This window comes from Dyadobacter sp. CY351 (assembly GCF_021502625.1).
Lineage (GTDB): Bacteria > Bacteroidota > Bacteroidia > Cytophagales > Spirosomataceae > Dyadobacter > Dyadobacter chenhuakuii.
In genome coordinates this window covers 562,401-579,063 of record NZ_JAKFFU010000002.1, presented here as the reverse complement: position 1 = coordinate 579,063, position 16,663 = coordinate 562,401, and the positions used below count along the sequence as shown (strand labels likewise).

The following is a 16,663-nucleotide window of genomic DNA, read 5'->3' as shown; positions in this document are numbered from 1 at the left end:
ATTTACAGCATAGCAACAAAAAGAGGGTGCCTTCCGGCACCCTCTCCTATTTTATAAGCTTAGCAAAATTAATGTGCAGCAGCCGCCGTAGTTGTGGTTGTTGAACGTCTGCCTTTCATCCAGAAGAACAAAATCCCGAATGCAACGATCAAAATCGCAGGGAAAATGATCATGGTGCTGAGCGTCGCCTGACCGGCTGCCAGTTCCATTTCATCACCTGTAAGGCCTGCTGCAATCTTTTCAGCTTTCGCATCATCGAGCCATTTACCGATAACTGGCTGCCAGATCGCAGTTGAGAACATACCCACACCACCTACGATGGACATTCCCAACGCGCCGCTAAGCGGAACATTCTGTGCAATAAAACCAATCATTGTTGGCCAGAAAAGGCCCACGCCCATCGCGAAGATAACCGCTGCCGCATAAGCCGCTCCGCCTGTTACCGTGCTGAACAAATAGATTCCGATAGCCGCCAGGACAGACGAGCCCCAAAGGATCCCTGTTGCGCCAAGTACTTTCACGATTGGCGCAGCAAAGAAGCGGATCAAAGCCATTAAGCCTGTTACGAGCGCAAGAATAAGCATTGGACTTGCACCGCTTTTGCTCATGATCAAACCAGTCCATTGCTGTGGCCCGAACTCAGAAATAGCGGTTAGCATCATGCAAAGGAATATAAATATGAACAAAGGCGAGGCCATTGCTTTCAGGTTTTCGCCGATAGAAGTTACACCTGCAACGTGAGGCCTAGGAAATGCCTGTCCCCAGAACAAGAATGCATAAATCACAGCCGGGATCATAATCACCCAGATTTGCGCCTGCCATCCCAGGTTCGCATCGGTCATAAATTTAGATATCAAGCTTCCTACAACGATTCCGCCCGGGAACCACATGTGGAAACGGTTGAGCATCTTATTCATTTTCAAACCTTCGTAAGTGTCCGCTATCATTGGGTTACAGGCCGCTTCCGTACACCCGTTTCCAATTCCAATAAAAAATGTCGAGATCAAAAGGCCGGTATAACCGCCTGCATATATGGTAAGAAGAATGCCGATTACGTGGCAGACAAATGCAATCTGCATGATGATTTTTGGGCCCACGGTGTGGTAAACAAGTCCGCCAATGATCATGGACAAGGGAAAACCGAGGAAAAACATAAGGTTAATAAACCCAAGCTGCTCCGCAGTCAGGCCAAATTCATCCCCCAACTGTGGAAGGATACCCGCCCGGATACTGAAAGAAAAAGCGGTGGTAATAAGAGCAAAACAACTAGCATTAAAAAGCCTGTCGCTATTAATTGTTTGAGTCATGAGACTAAAAGGGTTTGTTATTTAAATGGATGATTAACCTTATGGAGACTGCTGTTTTTATGTAAGAATTTCACAGAAAAAACAAATAAACGCTTTTTCTACTGCATTTAGTTATGCCCGGGAAGTGTTTTTTAAGTGTTAAAATTATATTTGTAAGAAGTAAGAGTCATCTATACTACTCTTTAACATGTTATAAATCTTTTCAAAACTTTAAACCAACTGGAATGTCAAGAAAGATTAGGATGGGTATGGTGGGCGGATCGCTTGATGCCTTTATAGGCGGCGTCCATCGCCGTGCTGCTATTATGGATGGAGAAATAGAGCTGGTTTGTGGTGTGTTCAGTTCCGATCCTTCCAAATCGAAAGAGACGGGCAGAGCCTTATATTTGCCGGAGGATAGATTATACAACGATTTCGAGGAGATGATCCTCAAAGAAAAAGAGCTTCCCGAAGGAGAACGCATGGATTTTGTGGCCATTGTAACGCCCAACCACATGCACAAGGCCCCTACTAAACTAGCCCTTGAAAACGGTTTTCACGTCGTTTGCGATAAGCCAATTACATTAAATACGGAGGAAGCGGAGGAAATTACAGCATTGGTTGAAAAAACAGGCTTGATTTTCTGCCTTACCCACAATTATACAGGCTATCCTATGGTCAAAGAGGCGAAACATATGATCGCTTCGGGTGCCATCGGCAAGGTCCGGAAAGTGATTGTGGAATATCCGCAGGGCTGGCTGGCAACATTGGTGGAAGTGACTGGTAACAAGCAGGCTGCATGGAGAACTGACCCGAAACGCTCAGGCGCTGCAGGCGGCTTAGGCGACATTGGAACACATGCCGAAAACCTGGCCGAATACATTACCGGGCTGAAAATCACTCAGGTTTGCGCCGATCTGACAATTTTCGTCGAAGGCCGCTTACTGGATGACGATGCGCATGTATTGCTGCGTTTCGACAACGGTGCAAAAGGAATTCTGCAAAACAGCCAGATCGCCAACGGCGAAGAAAATGACCTGAACATTCGTGTTTACGGCGAAACAGGCGGCTTGCAATGGAAGCAGCTGGACCCGAACACATTGATCCACAAAACCAACCAGGGCGCACGGATCATCCGCACCGGTGTAGGTAACTTATCCAAAGCCGCTCAGGTGCACACCCGCATTCCCGCAGGTCACCCGGAAGGCTATTTTGAGGCATTTGCGAACCTATACCGCAATTTTGCCATCCATTTGAGAGCATACTGGGAAGGCGGCAAAGCTGATCCCGTTTATGATTTCCCGTCGGCACAGGATGGCCTTAGGGGTATGAAGTTCATTGATGCCGTCATAGCATCAAATGCTTCGGATACCAAATGGACAAATTTCTGATCTAATCTTTTTTCACCTTTTCATTCAATACCCGTTTTATGAACAAAATTAAAGTTGGCGTTGTCGGAACCGGCTTCATTGGGCCCGCACACATCGAAGCTTTGAGACGTCTTCCCAATGTAGAAGTTGCTGCACTTTGCGAAGTAACCGCTGAGCTTGCAAAAGAAAAAGCAGATGGACTCGGAATCGCCCGTTCCTACACATTTGATGAATTACTGAAACAAGATGACATTCAGGCAATTCACATTTGTACACCAAACTTTCTTCACTATTCCCAGTCAAAAGCCGCATTGCTTGCCGGGAAACATGTTATTTGTGAAAAACCACTTGCTAAGGACCTGCATGAGGCAGAGGAACTGGTAAAACTGGCTGCTGAAACTGGCTTGGTTAATGCAGTTCACTTTAATTTGCGTTATTACCCTCTGGCGCGCCAGATGAAATCCATGCGTGAAAAAGGTGAATTGGGAGAAATTTATTCTTTCATCGGTTCTTACCTGCAAGACTGGCTGTTCTACCAAACCGATTACAACTGGCGCCTTGAACCGGACAAATCCGGCGATTCCCGCGCGATTGCTGACATTGGCTCGCACTTAATGGATATTCTCGAATACATTACGGGATTGAAAACCGTTGCCGTTATGGCCGATTTCAACACCGTTCATAAAACGCGTAAAAAGCCGCTCAAAGCCGTTGAAACTTATTCAGGCAAAATGTTACAGCCGGAAGATTACGCAGACGTCCCCATTACAACCGAAGATCATGCGAACGTTTTGCTTCGTTTCGATAATGGTAACAAAGGGGTCATCACTGTTTCACAAGTTTCCGCAGGCCGTAAAAACCGCATGAGCCTGGAAATTTCCGGTTCGAAGAAAACATTCAGCTGGTGCTCCGAATCTCCCAACGAAATGTGGATCGGAAACCGCGATAAAGCGAATGAAATCCTGATGCGCGACCCGTCTCTGGTGAATGAAGACGTTCGCTCCACTATCACATTCCCGGGCGGACACAACGAAGGCTTCCCGGACACTTCAAAACAAATGTTCAAAGAAGTGTACGCCGCCATCGCAGAAGGCAAACAACCAGAAAAACCAACATTCCCAACCTTCGCAGACGGCTACCGCGAACTGCTGATCTGCGAAAAAATCCTGGAAAGCAATAAAGCACAGGCTTGGGTAACTATTTAATTTTGAATCAATAACATTATGAAAACAATAAAAGGACCTGGAATCTTTCTTGCCCAGTTTTTGGGCGATGAGGCTCCGTTTAATTCATTGGATTCTATCGCTGATTACATGGCGGGGTTGGGCTATAAAGGCTTGCAGCTTCCTACCTGGGATCCGCGTGTGATTGATGTGAAGCAGGCTGCTGAATCGCAGACCTATGCGGATGAGCTGAAAGGAAAGCTGGCTGATAAAGGTTTGGAAATCACTGAACTGGCGTCTCACATTATCGGACAATTGGTTGCTTCGCACCCGGTGTATGATGAAATGTATGACGGTTTTGCGGTTCCGGAAGTTCGGAATAACCCAAAAGCACGTGCAGAATGGGCAACGCAGCATTTGAAATATGTTGCCAAAGCGAGCGCAAACCTGGGTTTGAAAGCCAGTGCAACATTCTCAGGCGCATTGGCGTGGCCATTCCTTTATCCATGGCCGCAACGCCCTGCCGGTTTGGTTGAAACTGCTTTCAAAGAACTGGCAGCGCGCTGGAAACCGATCCTGGATGTTTATGACGAAAACGGCGTGGATGTATGCTACGAGCTGCACCCGGGCGAGGACTTGTTCGATGGCTCAACATTCGAAATGTTTGTTGACTATCTGGACGGCCATACGCGCGCTAACATTAACTACGATCCAAGCCATTTTGTACTGCAGCAATTGGATTATCTGCAATTCATCGACCTTTACCACGACCGTATCAAGGCGTTCCACGTAAAAGACGCGGAATTCAATCCAACCGGTAAGCAAGGCGTTTACAGCGGTTTTGCAGGCTGGGCCGATCGTGCCGGACGTTTCCGCTCATTAGGCGATGGTCAGGTTGATTTTAACAGCATTTTCTCGAAATTATCTCAGTATGATTATGATAGCTGGGCGGTTTTGGAATGGGAATGCTGCATTAAGTCACCCGTTCAGGGAGCTGCGGAAGGCGCACCGTTTATTGAGAGCCATATTATTGAAGTTACAACCAAAGCATTTGACGATTTTGCCGGAACCGGTGCCGATGAGGCATTCAACCGCAAGGTGTTAGGACTTTAATTGTCGACTTCACAAGTATATTGAAAACCTATTTTCCTTATGGAAGATAGGTTTTTTTGCTATATCAGTTAACCCCATTATGACTCTAAGAATGAGTAATTTTTTAAATCAGATTTTACCAAAACAGCTGCGGAAGATTGGCATTGTGGCTATGGCCTGTTTTTGTGTAAATGCAACCGCGCAAACGGTGACCCCTGAAAAGCGGGTGCTTGTTTTCTCAAAAACGGCAGGCTTCCGACATGCATCAATCCCTGCCGGACGGACGGCGCTTATTAAGCTGGGCAAAGAGAAGGGCTTTGCAGTGGATACAACAGAGAATTCCTCTGTTTTTAATGAAAAAAACTTACAAAAATACAGCGCTGTCGTTTTCCTGAATACAACAGGCGACATCCTGAACGACAAGCAGCAGGATGCATTTGAACGTTACATTCAGGCTGGCGGTGGTTACCTCGGCATTCACGCGTCTACGGACACAGAATACGAATGGCCGTGGTATAACAAGCTGGCAGGCGCGCAATTCCTGAGCCATCCGGGCAATCCGAATGTGCAGGAAGGTGAGGCGTATGTGGTGAATGAAAAGCACGAATCGATGACCGATTTTCCTAAAAAATGGAAGATTAAGGATGAGTTTTATGATTTCAAAAACTTCAATCCGAAAGTGAATGTGTTGGTTAAGATCGATGAAAAGTCTTACAAAGACGGCAAAATGGGCGATGACCATCCCATGTCATGGTATCACGAATACGACGGTGGAAAGGCATTTTATACCAATTTCGGCCACGAGGACGCAACATTCGTTAACCCGGTTTTTGTAAAACATTTAACAGGCGGCTTGAATTACGTCATGGCTTCCAAGCTGGATTATTCCAAATCCCGTCCGGAAGAAAACCGCTTCACCAAGAAAGTACTGGCAACAAAACTGGACGAGCCAACCGAGCTTGTTGTGCTTGACGATCAACGCGTTTTATTAAGTGAGCGTAAAGGGAAGCTTAAACTTTATAATCCGAAAACAGGTAAGATCAAGGTCGTTGCTGATGTTCCGGTTTATATCAAACAAGAATATGGCTTAATGGGATTAAACATTGATCCTAATTTCAAGACCAACAAGCTGGTTTACCTTTACTATTCGCCGCCTTCAACTGAAAAAGACACCGCTCAGCATTTGTCGCGCTTCAAATATGATGATGTAAAAGACACCTTGCTGCTTTCAACCGAGGAAGTTTTGCTGACTGTGCCTGTGAAAAGAAATGATTGCTGCCATACGGGAGGTTCTATCGCCTGGGATGCAAAGGGCAATCTGTATTTATCTACGGGTGATGACGTAAACCCTTTCCAATCAAATGGTTATGGACCAATCGACGGACGTCCGGGACGTGAAGGCTGGGATGGTCGCCATACTTCGTCAAACACGAATTCCTTGCGTGGTAAGGTGCTCAGGATCAAGCCAAGATATGGCGATCGTCGTGCTAATATGCCGGGCGGAACCAACTTGTATGACATTCCGGAAGGAAACCTGTTTCCTCCCGGAGACCCCAAAGCCAGACCAGAGATTTATGTTATGGGAACGAGAAACCCGTATCGTATTTCAGTCGATCAGCATACAGGTTATTTGTATTGGGGTGACGTAGGCCCTGATGCATCCAATGATGATCCAAAACGCGGCCCGCGCGGTTATGACGAGGTTAACCAGGCAAGAAAAGCAGGCTACTTCGGTTATCCGCTGTTTATTGCTGACAATAAGCCATACGTCGAATTCAATTTTGCGGACAGCACGTCGGGAAAACCGTTCGATCCGGCTAAGCCTATCAACAATTCACCGCATAACACTGGTTTACAGGAACTTCCGCCTGCGCAGCCTGCATACATTTACTACCCATATGCCGATTCACCTGACTTTGGCGCTATTGTAGGCAAAGGCGGCCGTAATGCAATGGCTGGCCCTGTTTACTATGCTGCTGATTTTCAGGATAGCAAGAGCAAATTCCCTGGTTATTATAGTGGCAAATTCTTCTCTTACGACTGGATCCGTGATTACATTAATGTTGTAACCATGAATGAGCAGGGTGATTTGCAGAACATTGAGCGCTTCCTGCCTAATACGAAATTCAGTCACCCGATTGATATGCAGTTTGCTAATGACGGCTCATTGTATACATTGGAATACGGCCCGAACTGGTTTGCACAAAATGATGAGGCGAGCTTGTCGCACATTACTTACAATGCAGGAAACCGCGTTCCGGTTGCATTAGCAACTGCTACAAATACAGTGGGAGCGGTTCCTTTAAAAGTTAATTTCTCGTCAAAAGGCTCTATCGATCATGACGGCGATGCGGTGAAATATGAATGGACGTTTGGTAAAGGATTTCCAAAAAGCACGGTTGCCAATCCAAGCTTCACTTATGCAAAACCAGGTGAGTACATCGCGATTTTGAAAGTGACGGACAGCGCCGGCAATTCGAACACTTCTGAAGTAACTGTGAAAGCTGGCAATGCGATTCCAAAAGTGGATGTGGCCATCAAGGGAAACAAGACTTTCTATTGGAATGATAAACCTGTAAACTACGAAGTTTCCGTTGCGGATAAGGAAGACGGAAGCCTGGCCGACAAGAAGATTCCGGAAGATGAGGTAACATTGACCATCAATTATCTGGAAGGCTTTGATAAAACGCAATTGGCACAGGGCCACGTTGCGAATACAGGTTTTGAAACGGGCAAACGGCTGATCGAGCTGAGCGATTGCAAGGCTTGCCATTCGATTGATAAGAAATCGATCGGACCGGCTTACATAGAAGTAGCAAAACGCTATGAAAAAGAACGCAACTCGGTTAAAACACTGGCTGACAAGGTGATCAGAGGCGGTGGCGGTGTTTGGGGAGAGCAGGCTATGGCAGCGCATCCGCAGCATAAGCCGGAAGAAGCGGAAGAAATGGTGAAATACATTCTTTCCCTGGCGAAGGAAAAAGTGGTGGATAAAAAGCCGCTCAAAAGCAGTTATGTGACCGAAGCCAAGAAAAAAGACGGTTCGTACATTTTCACGGCCAGCTATACCGACAAAGGGAGCGCAGCCATGGGACCATTAACCGGCTCAAAAACGATTGCATTGCGTCCTGCAACATTGCTGGCGAACGCGGCAGACAGCACCAGCAACATTTTCAAATTCAAAAATGAAAAGAGCGGTGAAATGGTCATTGGAACAAAAAACGGCAGTTTCATCACATTTGATGACATTGATCTGAGTGGAATTTCAAATCTGTCGGTGGCCGTTACTTCGGTTGCGGAACGGACAGCAGGCGGAATACTTGAAATTCACCTCGATGGTGTTGCCGGACCAAAAGTTGGCGAAGGAAAGGTTGATAAGGCCGAAACCATCAACATTGCTATTAAAGCGCCGGCAGACAACAAGATGCACAAGCTATTTTTCGTGTTCAGAAACTCCTCAGCAGGCCCGAAACCGCTTTTCGGAATCGAATGGATAAAGTTCGATAGCGCAGCGATGTAAGGTTTTGATGTTGATTTAAATAAAAAATGCTGGCTTCGAGATGGAGCCAGCATTTTTTTATTTTGTACAGGAAAAAATCACTTCGCAAATCCCTCAATCCCTAACCCAAAAAGCGCGAAATCATACTTCACGGGATCTTCCGGGCTTAGTTGCTTTAATGATGCGGTGAGCTCTTTGGCGGTTTGCCAGTCGGTGAGCGGGCGTTTGATGAGGCCTAGCAGTCGTGCGACGCGGTCCACGTGGACGTCGCAGGGGCAGACTAGCTGGGATGGTTTAATGGTGTTCCAGATGCCAAAGTCTACGCCTTTGTCGTCTTTCCTGACCATCCAGCGCAGGAACATGTTCAGGCGCTTGCAGGAGGATTTTCTTAGTGGTGTGGCAATGTGTTTGGCCGTTCTGGTTGGGAAGTCCTCCGAGTCGCGGAATAAATTATGAAAACCTATTAATGCGTTTTCAATAGTTTCTTCGCCTTCCTGCATATGGCTGCTGAATGCAAATTCAAGCGATTCATGCTGGCGGTAATACTGTTGGAAAAAATGCAGGAAATAAAGCGTATCCGTCGAGTTGAATGTGCGGTGTTTAAAATGCAGGAATGGTTTTAGGTCGCTTTCTGTGTGATTCAGAACGAAGTCGTAAGGTGCGCCATCCATCAGCGCAGACAATTCGTGACATTTATTAATAATCGTTTTTCGTTGTCCCCAGGCAAGCACAGCCGCCCAAAAGCCCATAATCTCAATGTCCTGTTTTACAGAAAATGAATGCGGAATGCTGATCGGGTCCATAGGAATGAATGCGGGCTGATTATATTGCTCAGCCTTTTCTTCCAGTAAATCCGTGACGAATGATGAAAATGTAGGGATGATAACCTCAGTGCCGTGCATGGCTTCCTCCGAACAGGTAAGCCAAAACTTTTGAAATACCCGAAAAAAACATAATGATGCCCGAAAACAAGAAGGTAAAGATGGCAATAAACGGATAGAGAATCGTGAACATCACGCTCCATAATTTATAGCCGGTTGTGTTTTTCAGTGCTGCTCGCTCCTCTTCTCTTTTTGAACGAAATTGAGGTAAATGCTTCATAATGTTGATGTGGGATGCTTATTCAAGATAACTCACAACTGCCCGGAATCGTTTGCTGTTAGGCGAAACTTTTTCAAAAGCCCTTGAAGATAACTTGATTACAATGTCATCGTTAATGCTCGTATCGGGAATACGGCCAATGATGCGTACAATGATTTTTTCCTGATTATATTCATTCAAAACCTCCACCAAAGCGCCCACAGGAGCGGTGCGGTGCAAGCCCAGAAATTTGCTGGTGCTTTCATCCGTCTCGATCACTTCCGCAAGACCGGATTCTGATTTCTTCTTGCCCTTTACGACTTTTGGAGGCGCAACTTCTTCAACCGGCTTTACTACTTTCTCAGGAACAATGGCTTTTGCCTTTACAGAATCCTTTACCACAGTGGTTGTAGTAGTAACCTTTGGCGCAGGCGCTGCAACCGTTGGAGCCGGCTTTTCTGGTGCTTTCTCGCTGACGATCAGCTCCTGTCCGTCTTTCAGATTGTCGTCGGCCAGGTTGTTCCACTTTCTCAGATCGGCCATTAATACGCCGTATTTTACTGCAACACGGTAAAGCGTCTCGCCTGGTTCAACTTTGTGTATGCCGTTGGCTGGCGCAGCGACGGTTGCGCTGGCAGTTGGTGCAGATGTTGTTGTAGGTGCCGGTGCAGCGGGTGTCGCAGCGGCGGGTGCTGTGGGAGCAGGTGTTGAAGCCGCCGGCGTGGTTACAGTCGGTTTTACCTCCTTCACCTCAGCTTTTGCTGCTTCTTTTTTATCTTCTTTTTTATCCTCTTTCCTGTCTTCTTTTTTCGAATCCTTCTTGCTGGTTTTTGGCGTGTAAGGCACCCTTATCGTTTGTCCCGACTGGATCTGATCAGCCATACCGGGGTTAGCCTCGCGAAGTGCCTGAATGGAAGTGCCATACTGACGGACCACCGCAAACATGGTCTGCCCCTGGTTTACCCTATGCAGAACGAAAATCTTACCTCCCACTCTTTCGACCCCAACGGAGTCAACCTTATAACTCCCGTTTGACCGGGCCTCACTCATACCTGTCAACAAACCTAACAAAATGGTCAGGCAAAAAATGTATTTCATTTATTATGAAAGTGTTAGACTCGAAAACTCGTTGTTATTTTTAAGATAAACCAATGTAGATGCTTTTAACATCATCGTTGAGCGGCCCATTCCTTCGCGTTCTTCAGATAGTTGTTCATGTAAAACCAACTGCCTTTGATCTGTCACAATGAGGAGGTATTGAACTGATTTATCCCGATCGTAAATATAATAAGAAAACATTATATAGGGTCTTTTCTCCAAATAATCAATCGTTACGGCTTCATGCCCGTTGGTTATTTCACGGATAAAGGAGGCCAGCTTTTGGAAATAAACACTGTCCTTCCTGTAACGAACCGGTTCCTGTAAAATTACTTTTTCCATTTGGGGCCCATAATTTTCTTTCAGCGACGCGGTTGCAGCTGTCTCCACATCACATTCTTTATGAATAAACTGCTCTCCCGACTTGGTTGCGACTTCTATATGCCTGGAATCCAGCTGCCTTACCATTAAATGTCCGGGTAAGGCCCACCGAAAATGCCCGTCGGTGGCTGAGAATGCCAGTAAGTCTGTGGGTTCGGGAATATCCGGATAACGATAATTGTGCAGGAAAATGCTGTTCTGGGAAAATGCGGTCAGGGAGCTCCACCAATCGGCTTCGTCGGGCGAATGATGCCAAAGTTGTGTCATTTGTGCCGTATCAATGACAGAAAATGATACTTTTTTCAATGTCGTGTCGCGCAATTCCACCACCCAAAGATCGCTGTCGGGATCGGCGTTTGGTAAAATCCGCCAGATATTTTGTAAAAACCGTTGAGAAAAGACCTTTTGCAATTTTTTAGCTTTATTTTGAAACAAAATTCAACAAAAATATAGACCAACCGACCTCGTGCGAATATTAGGAATAATCCCTGCCCGCTACGCTTCCACCCGTTTTCCAGCCAAAGCACTGGTTGATATAGGCGGAAAAAGCATGATCCAGCGGGTTTACGAACAATCGTCCAAAGCTACACAACTCGATCAGGTAATTGTTGCCACGGATGACGAAAGAATCTTTAACCATGTTGTGGATTTTGGCGGCAAAGCCATTATGACGGACAGCGCGCACCAGAGCGGGACGGACCGTTGTTTCGAAGCACTTTCCAAAACGGATGGCATATACGAATATGTGATCAACATTCAGGGCGACGAGCCATTTATCAGCCCGGAACCCATTGATAATCTGGCAGAAGCATTGAATGGGGAAGTGGAACTCGCAACGCTTGTCAAAGTGATTGACAGCGATGAAATCCTTTTCAATCACAATGTACCCAAAGCCGTTCTGAACAAACGCAACGAAGTCCTGTATTTCAGCAGGCAGACAATCCCTTATTTACGCAACCCGGAATCGGGCCAATGGCTTGGCGCTCATACATTTTACAAACATATAGGCATCTACGCTTACCGGGCGGACGTCCTTGCGGAAATCACGAAATTACCCGTTTCCTCGCTCGAAAAAGCAGAAGCACTGGAGCAACTTCGGTGGCTGGAAAATGGTTATGCAATCAAAGCGGTGATCACTTCTGACGACTCTCATGGCGTGGATACGCCGGAGGACCTGATTCGCGTAAGCAGAAAGTTTTTGCTTTAAATACCGGCATCTGGAACGCTATTTGTAACTTTTTAGGCAACGCGCTTTCAGATTTTATTCTCTTAAAAAACGTTAAAATGGGTATTTTTATACGACCCGTTCAAACTGGGGCGTTACCCTTGTAGTGATTTTTATTAACAACAATTGAAAAAACGTATCTATGCAATATAACATTCTTTGGGCCGATGACGAAATAGATCTTCTCAAACCACATATCATGTTTTTGACCAATAAAGGTTACAGTGTTACGCCCGTGAACAGCGGTGCCGATGCACTGGACCGCATTGAAAATGATCGGTTTGACATTGTTTTTCTGGACGAAATGATGCCGGGTATGACCGGCCTCGAAACATTGGCACAAATAAAACAGCAACAGCCGAATTTGCCTGTTGTGATGATTACAAAGAGTGAGGAAGAGCATATTATGGAAGATGCCATCGGTTCCAAAATCGATGACTACTTGATCAAACCACTGAATCCCAATCAAATATTACTTTCTGTAAAGAAGATCCTGGACAATAAAAGACTCGTTACTGAAAAAACGACATTAAGTTACCAGCAGGAATTCCGGAATCTGGCGATGCAATATCAGGACCGGATTGGACATGAAGAATGGGCGGATATTTATAAAAAGCTGATTTACTGGGAGTTGGAACTGGAAAGCTCCGAAGACCAAGGTATGGCGGAGGTTTTCAGCATGCAAAAAAGCGAGGCGAATGCTAATTTCTGCAAATTCATTGAAGACGAGTATGAAGAATGGCTGAACGATCCGCGTTCGGATAAGCCTATTTTGTCACATCAATTGATGAAACAAAAGGTTTTCCCGCATCTTAAGGGATCGGATGAACCATTGTTTTTCCTGCTGATCGATAATTTCCGTTATGATCAATGGAAAATGATCCAGCCGATTTTGCAGGAATATTTCAACATTGAGGAAGAGTCTTCCTACTACTCGATCCTGCCTACAACGACCGGGTATGCCCGTAATGCGATTTTCTCAGGCCTTATGCCGAGCGAAATGGAGCGTAAGCATCCGCAATGGTGGGTAAGTGACGAAAATACGCCCGAAGGTGAAGAGGGATTGAACAATCACGAGCATGACTTCCTGCAAAAGCAGTTGGAAATGAATCACCTTAATAACGTAAAAAGCTCATATCACAAGATCCTGAACGCCAACCAGGGTAAAGCATTGATTGACAACTTCAACAACATGCTGAATAACCAGCTGAATGTGGTGGTTTACAACTTTGTGGATATGCTATCGCATGCACGGACGGACGTTCAGATGATAAAAGAACTGGCGCCGGATGAGGCTGCTTACAGGTCTATTACCAAATCCTGGTTCCAGCATTCACCACTTTTGGACTTCATTAAAAAGGTGGCGGAGAAAAAATGCAGATTGATCCTGACTACGGACCACGGCATGATCCGCGTTCAGAAACCGGTAAAAATCATTGGTTATCGTGAAACGAATACGAACCTCCGTTACAAACACGGAAAGAATTTGGGCTTTGATGATAAAAACCTGATGGTGTGCCGCAAGCCTGAAAGAATTTTCCTTCCAAAACCACACGTTTCTACATCTTATGTGTTTACCAAGGAAGATTATTTCTTTGCTTACCCGAACAACTATAATCAATACGTGAATTTGTACCGGGATACATTCCAGCACGGAGGTGTGTCACTGGAAGAAATGATTATTCCGATCATTGATTTGACTGCAAAGTAATTTAAGGTTCATATAAAAAAGTAAAGCATCCCGTCGCTCGACAGGATGCTTTTCCCTTTACAGGCTTATTTAATTCAGCCTTCTATAACACTTCCGTTCTCGCATTTCAAAACACGCGCCGGGAATTTCCTCAGGAATTCGTGGTTATGGGTTGCCATCAGAATAGCAACGCCAGCGTTGTTGATCGTCTTAAAAACCTGCATAATCTGCTCCGCTACTTCTGGGTCCAGATTACCCGTGGGCTCATCGGCGATTAGTATCCGCGGCTCGTTCAGCATGGCGCGGGCAATTACTACCCGCTGCTGCTCACCGCCCGAAAGCTGGTGAGGCATTCTTTTCTGTGCAGTTCCAAGTCCTACCTGCATTAAAACCTCAGCAATGCGCTTTGAGATTTTGCCCTTATCGTCCCAGCCAGTTGCTTTTAAAACAAATGAAAGGTTATCCTCAACAGAGCGATCGGAAAGCAACTGAAAGTCCTGAAAAACAATGCCTATTTTACGGCGGAGAAAAGGAATATCAGATCTTTTAATGTTGTGCAGCTCGTAACCAACTACTTTGGCAGATCCTGTGTGCAGCCACAAGTCCGCGTACAACGTCTTCAAAAGAGAACTTTTTCCGCTTCCGGTCCGTCCGATCATATAGACGAACTCACCGTTTTTTATTTCAAAATGTACATCGTTTAAAACAGGCCGCTCACCCTGATAAATATCTGCCCGATCCAGTATGATAATTGGCTCTGTTGACTCCGTCATAAAAAATTAGGTATTTGGATTTCCCTTTTTGTAATCAGCAAGGAATTTTTCCAGTCCGATATCCGTAAGCGGGTGTTTCAGCAATGCTTCCATCGCGCTCAAAGGACCAGTCATTACATCTGCACCAACTTCTGCGCATTGGATAATGTGCATTGGGTGACGAACAGATGCTGCCAGAACTTGTGTATCAAAACCGTAGTTTCTGTAAATCAAAAGGATTTGCTCGATCAACGCGATACCGTCTGTTGAAATATCGTCCAGACGACCAATGAATGGAGAAACATATGTAGCACCTGCTTTTGCAGCCAAAAGAGCCTGTCCTGCTGAGAAAATCAATGTACAGTTGGTACGAACACCTTTTCCAGAGAAATATTTCAAAGCTTTAACGCCTTCTTTCGTCATAGGGATCTTCACAACGATCTTGTCGTCGATCTCGATCAATTCTTCACCTTCACGGATCATTCCAGCCAAATCGATTGAAATAACCTCTGCACTTACATCTCCTTCTACGATGTCGCAGATTGCTTTGTAGTGGCGCATGATGTTATCCCTGCCCGTAATTCCTTCCTTAGCCATTAACGATGGGTTGGTAGTAACGCCGTCCAAAACACCAAGTGCCTGTGCTTCCTGAATCTCTGCCAGGTTAGCAGTATCAATAAAAAATTTCATAACGGGAATTTATTGGTTAGAATATTCCACAAAAGTAGAAAACCCTGGTCAAAAGCAAAAAGAAAGAGGAGAATAGAACCGAAAGGACATAAAAAAAGGCAAACCGAGAATCTCACCGCATCGACCACCTACCCTTGCTTCCGTCAGGACCTGGGGGATTCGGAAGGAGCTGGTAGTTCCGATTTGCCAGGTGCAAAGATAAAGACATTTTATTGACAAAAAGAAAACATTCATTTAACGTTTGGGCTTACTTTTGTGCGAATCAATTAGAAATGAACAGTTATGCCGCGTTATTTTTTTTTATTTTTCCTCTATTTATGTGTTTCATGTGCCCAATCTTCTGATGCTTTTTTGCAAAAAGGGAAAGAATTAATGCAACAGGGCAAGACCCGTGAAGCCATTGAGTTCATCAACAAAGCCATTGAAAAAGACGATGCGAACGCTGATGCATTCAATTTACGGGGCGTTGCTTATTACGAACTGAAAGAATACCCAAGCGCACTCCTCGACTTTGGCCAGGCAATCAAGATAAAACCAACCTCCTACCGACCCTATTTTAACCGTGCGCTGCTTTACACAGATGAGAACAAGCTGGATTCCGCATTTGCAGATTACAACAAATCAGCCGAACTCGCGCCGGACACCGCCGACGTCTTCCTTAACCGCGGTCAGTTATTGGTTTTGATGGAAAAACCCACCGAAGCCATCGCTGACTTTGAGAAAGCCACCAAACTGGATGACAACAATAAAATGGCCTGGTATAACCTCGGAAACACCTACTATCGCAACAAAGACTACAAGAAAGCCACACTGGCCTTTCGCCAGACCGTACGTTTGGACGCAGCTTATGGCAAAGCATTTTATGGGCTCGGCCTTGCGCAATGGAATGACGGTGAAAAGGATTTGGGTTGTACGAATCTGAAACAAGCCCTTAATGTTGGTTACTCGGATGCTGCCAATGCGCTGGCGCAATTTTGTAAATAAAACCAATCTAACCCCACTTCGATATGAGACTTTTTAAGATTGCTTCCGGAATACTTTTCATCGCTTTTGCTTATTTACAGCTTAACGACCCCGATTCGGGCTTATGGATTGCTATTTACAGTTTTGCAGCGCTTGCCTGTTTTATGAGCATTCGTGAACTGTGGCCTAGCTGGGTGTTTTATGCGCTTGGGGCGGGATATCTGGTCGCGGCTGTGCTGCAATGGCCGCCGGAATTTGAAGGGGTATTCTTTGGAGAAACTGCCATGCGAAGCCTCAACATTGAATTGGCAAGAGAATCGCTCGGCTTGGGAATCTGTACGATTGTGATGATTGTGATAGGCAAATGGGGCTGA

General features: G+C 45.6%; 15 protein-coding genes. 8 read left to right on the top strand and 7 right to left on the bottom strand.

Annotated elements, in window-relative coordinates:
- Nucleotides 1-68: 68 nt before the first annotated feature.
- A complete protein-coding gene (locus L0660_RS04475) occupies nt 69-1,307 on the bottom strand; it encodes a sugar MFS transporter (protein WP_235158337.1) in 1,239 nt (412 codons plus the stop codon).
- A 242-nt stretch (nt 1,308-1,549) separates the two neighbouring features.
- On the opposite strand from L0660_RS04475, the gene L0660_RS04470 reads away from it, so the two are divergent.
- The 4 genes from L0660_RS04470 (at nt 1,550) to L0660_RS04455 (ending at nt 8,431) form a co-directional block, all read left to right on the top strand.
- Nucleotides 1,550-2,677, top strand: coding sequence for a Gfo/Idh/MocA family protein (locus L0660_RS04470; RefSeq protein ID WP_235158506.1), 1,128 nt, complete (start codon nt 1,550-1,552; stop codon nt 2,675-2,677).
- 38 nt (nt 2,678-2,715) lie between these two features.
- Nucleotides 2,716-3,861 carry a Gfo/Idh/MocA family protein gene (locus L0660_RS04465; RefSeq protein WP_026630904.1) on the top strand — a complete coding sequence of 382 codons (1,146 nt, stop codon included), beginning with the start codon at nt 2,716-2,718 and terminating at the stop codon, nt 3,859-3,861.
- Between the two features lie 18 nt (nt 3,862-3,879).
- Nucleotides 3,880-4,932 carry a sugar phosphate isomerase/epimerase gene (locus L0660_RS04460; protein ID WP_026630903.1) on the top strand — a complete coding sequence of 351 codons (1,053 nt, stop codon included), beginning with the start codon at nt 3,880-3,882 and terminating at the stop codon, nt 4,930-4,932.
- Between the two features lie 91 nt (nt 4,933-5,023).
- A complete protein-coding gene (locus tag L0660_RS04455; RefSeq protein WP_235158336.1) occupies nt 5,024-8,431 on the top strand; it encodes a ThuA domain-containing protein in 3,408 nt (1,135 codons plus the stop codon).
- A 77-nt stretch (nt 8,432-8,508) separates the two neighbouring features.
- On the opposite strand, the gene L0660_RS04450 is transcribed toward L0660_RS04455, so the two are convergent.
- From L0660_RS04450 to L0660_RS04435, 4 genes are read right to left on the bottom strand one after another with little or no spacing between them, the layout of a single operon-like run.
- Nucleotides 8,509-9,312, bottom strand: coding sequence for a TIGR02757 family protein (locus L0660_RS04450; protein WP_235158335.1), 804 nt, complete (start codon nt 9,310-9,312; stop codon nt 8,509-8,511).
- On the bottom strand, nt 9,299-9,511 hold the full coding sequence (locus tag L0660_RS04445; protein ID WP_035361453.1) for a hypothetical protein: 213 nt from the start codon (nt 9,509-9,511) through the stop codon (nt 9,299-9,301). The genes L0660_RS04450 and L0660_RS04445 overlap by 14 nt, the downstream gene beginning before the upstream one ends.
- An 18-nt stretch (nt 9,512-9,529) precedes the next feature.
- Entirely contained in the window at nt 9,530-10,588 is a 1,059-nt protein-coding gene (locus L0660_RS04440; protein WP_235158334.1) for a LysM peptidoglycan-binding domain-containing protein, read from the bottom strand.
- Between the two features lie 3 nt (nt 10,589-10,591).
- Nucleotides 10,592-11,380: a DUF4905 domain-containing protein gene (locus L0660_RS04435; protein WP_235158333.1), complete on the bottom strand. Its 789-nt coding sequence runs from the start codon at nt 11,378-11,380 to the stop codon at nt 10,592-10,594.
- Nucleotides 11,381-11,435: 55 nt separating this feature from the next.
- On the opposite strand from L0660_RS04435, the gene kdsB reads away from it, so the two are divergent.
- Nucleotides 11,436-12,176, top strand: coding sequence for a 3-deoxy-manno-octulosonate cytidylyltransferase (gene kdsB, locus L0660_RS04430; RefSeq protein ID WP_233795748.1), 741 nt, complete (start codon nt 11,436-11,438; stop codon nt 12,174-12,176).
- A 160-nt stretch (nt 12,177-12,336) separates the two neighbouring features.
- On the top strand, nt 12,337-13,905 hold the full coding sequence (locus tag L0660_RS04425) for a bifunctional response regulator/alkaline phosphatase family protein (RefSeq protein ID WP_026630896.1): 1,569 nt from the start codon (nt 12,337-12,339) through the stop codon (nt 13,903-13,905).
- Nucleotides 13,906-13,979: 74 nt separating this feature from the next.
- On the opposite strand, the gene L0660_RS04420 is transcribed toward L0660_RS04425, so the two are convergent.
- Together L0660_RS04420 and fsa are read right to left on the bottom strand one after the other, a co-directional pair.
- Nucleotides 13,980-14,636 carry a cell division ATP-binding protein FtsE gene (locus tag L0660_RS04420; protein WP_409013383.1) on the bottom strand — a complete coding sequence of 219 codons (657 nt, stop codon included), beginning with the start codon at nt 14,634-14,636 and terminating at the stop codon, nt 13,980-13,982.
- Between the two features lie 27 nt (nt 14,637-14,663).
- Nucleotides 14,664-15,326, bottom strand: coding sequence for a fructose-6-phosphate aldolase (fsa, locus tag L0660_RS04415; RefSeq protein WP_233795746.1), 663 nt, complete (start codon nt 15,324-15,326; stop codon nt 14,664-14,666).
- Nucleotides 15,327-15,608: 282 nt separating this feature from the next.
- On the opposite strand from fsa, the gene L0660_RS04410 reads away from it, so the two are divergent.
- Both L0660_RS04410 and L0660_RS04405 read left to right on the top strand, forming a co-directional pair.
- The gene (locus tag L0660_RS04410) at nt 15,609-16,310 is read left to right on the top strand and encodes a tetratricopeptide repeat protein (RefSeq protein WP_255712153.1); all 702 of its coding nucleotides are present in this window, start codon (nt 15,609-15,611) and stop codon (nt 16,308-16,310) included.
- Between the two features lie 23 nt (nt 16,311-16,333).
- The gene (locus L0660_RS04405) at nt 16,334-16,663 is read left to right on the top strand and encodes a transmembrane 220 family protein (RefSeq protein WP_026630892.1); all 330 of its coding nucleotides are present in this window, start codon (nt 16,334-16,336) and stop codon (nt 16,661-16,663) included.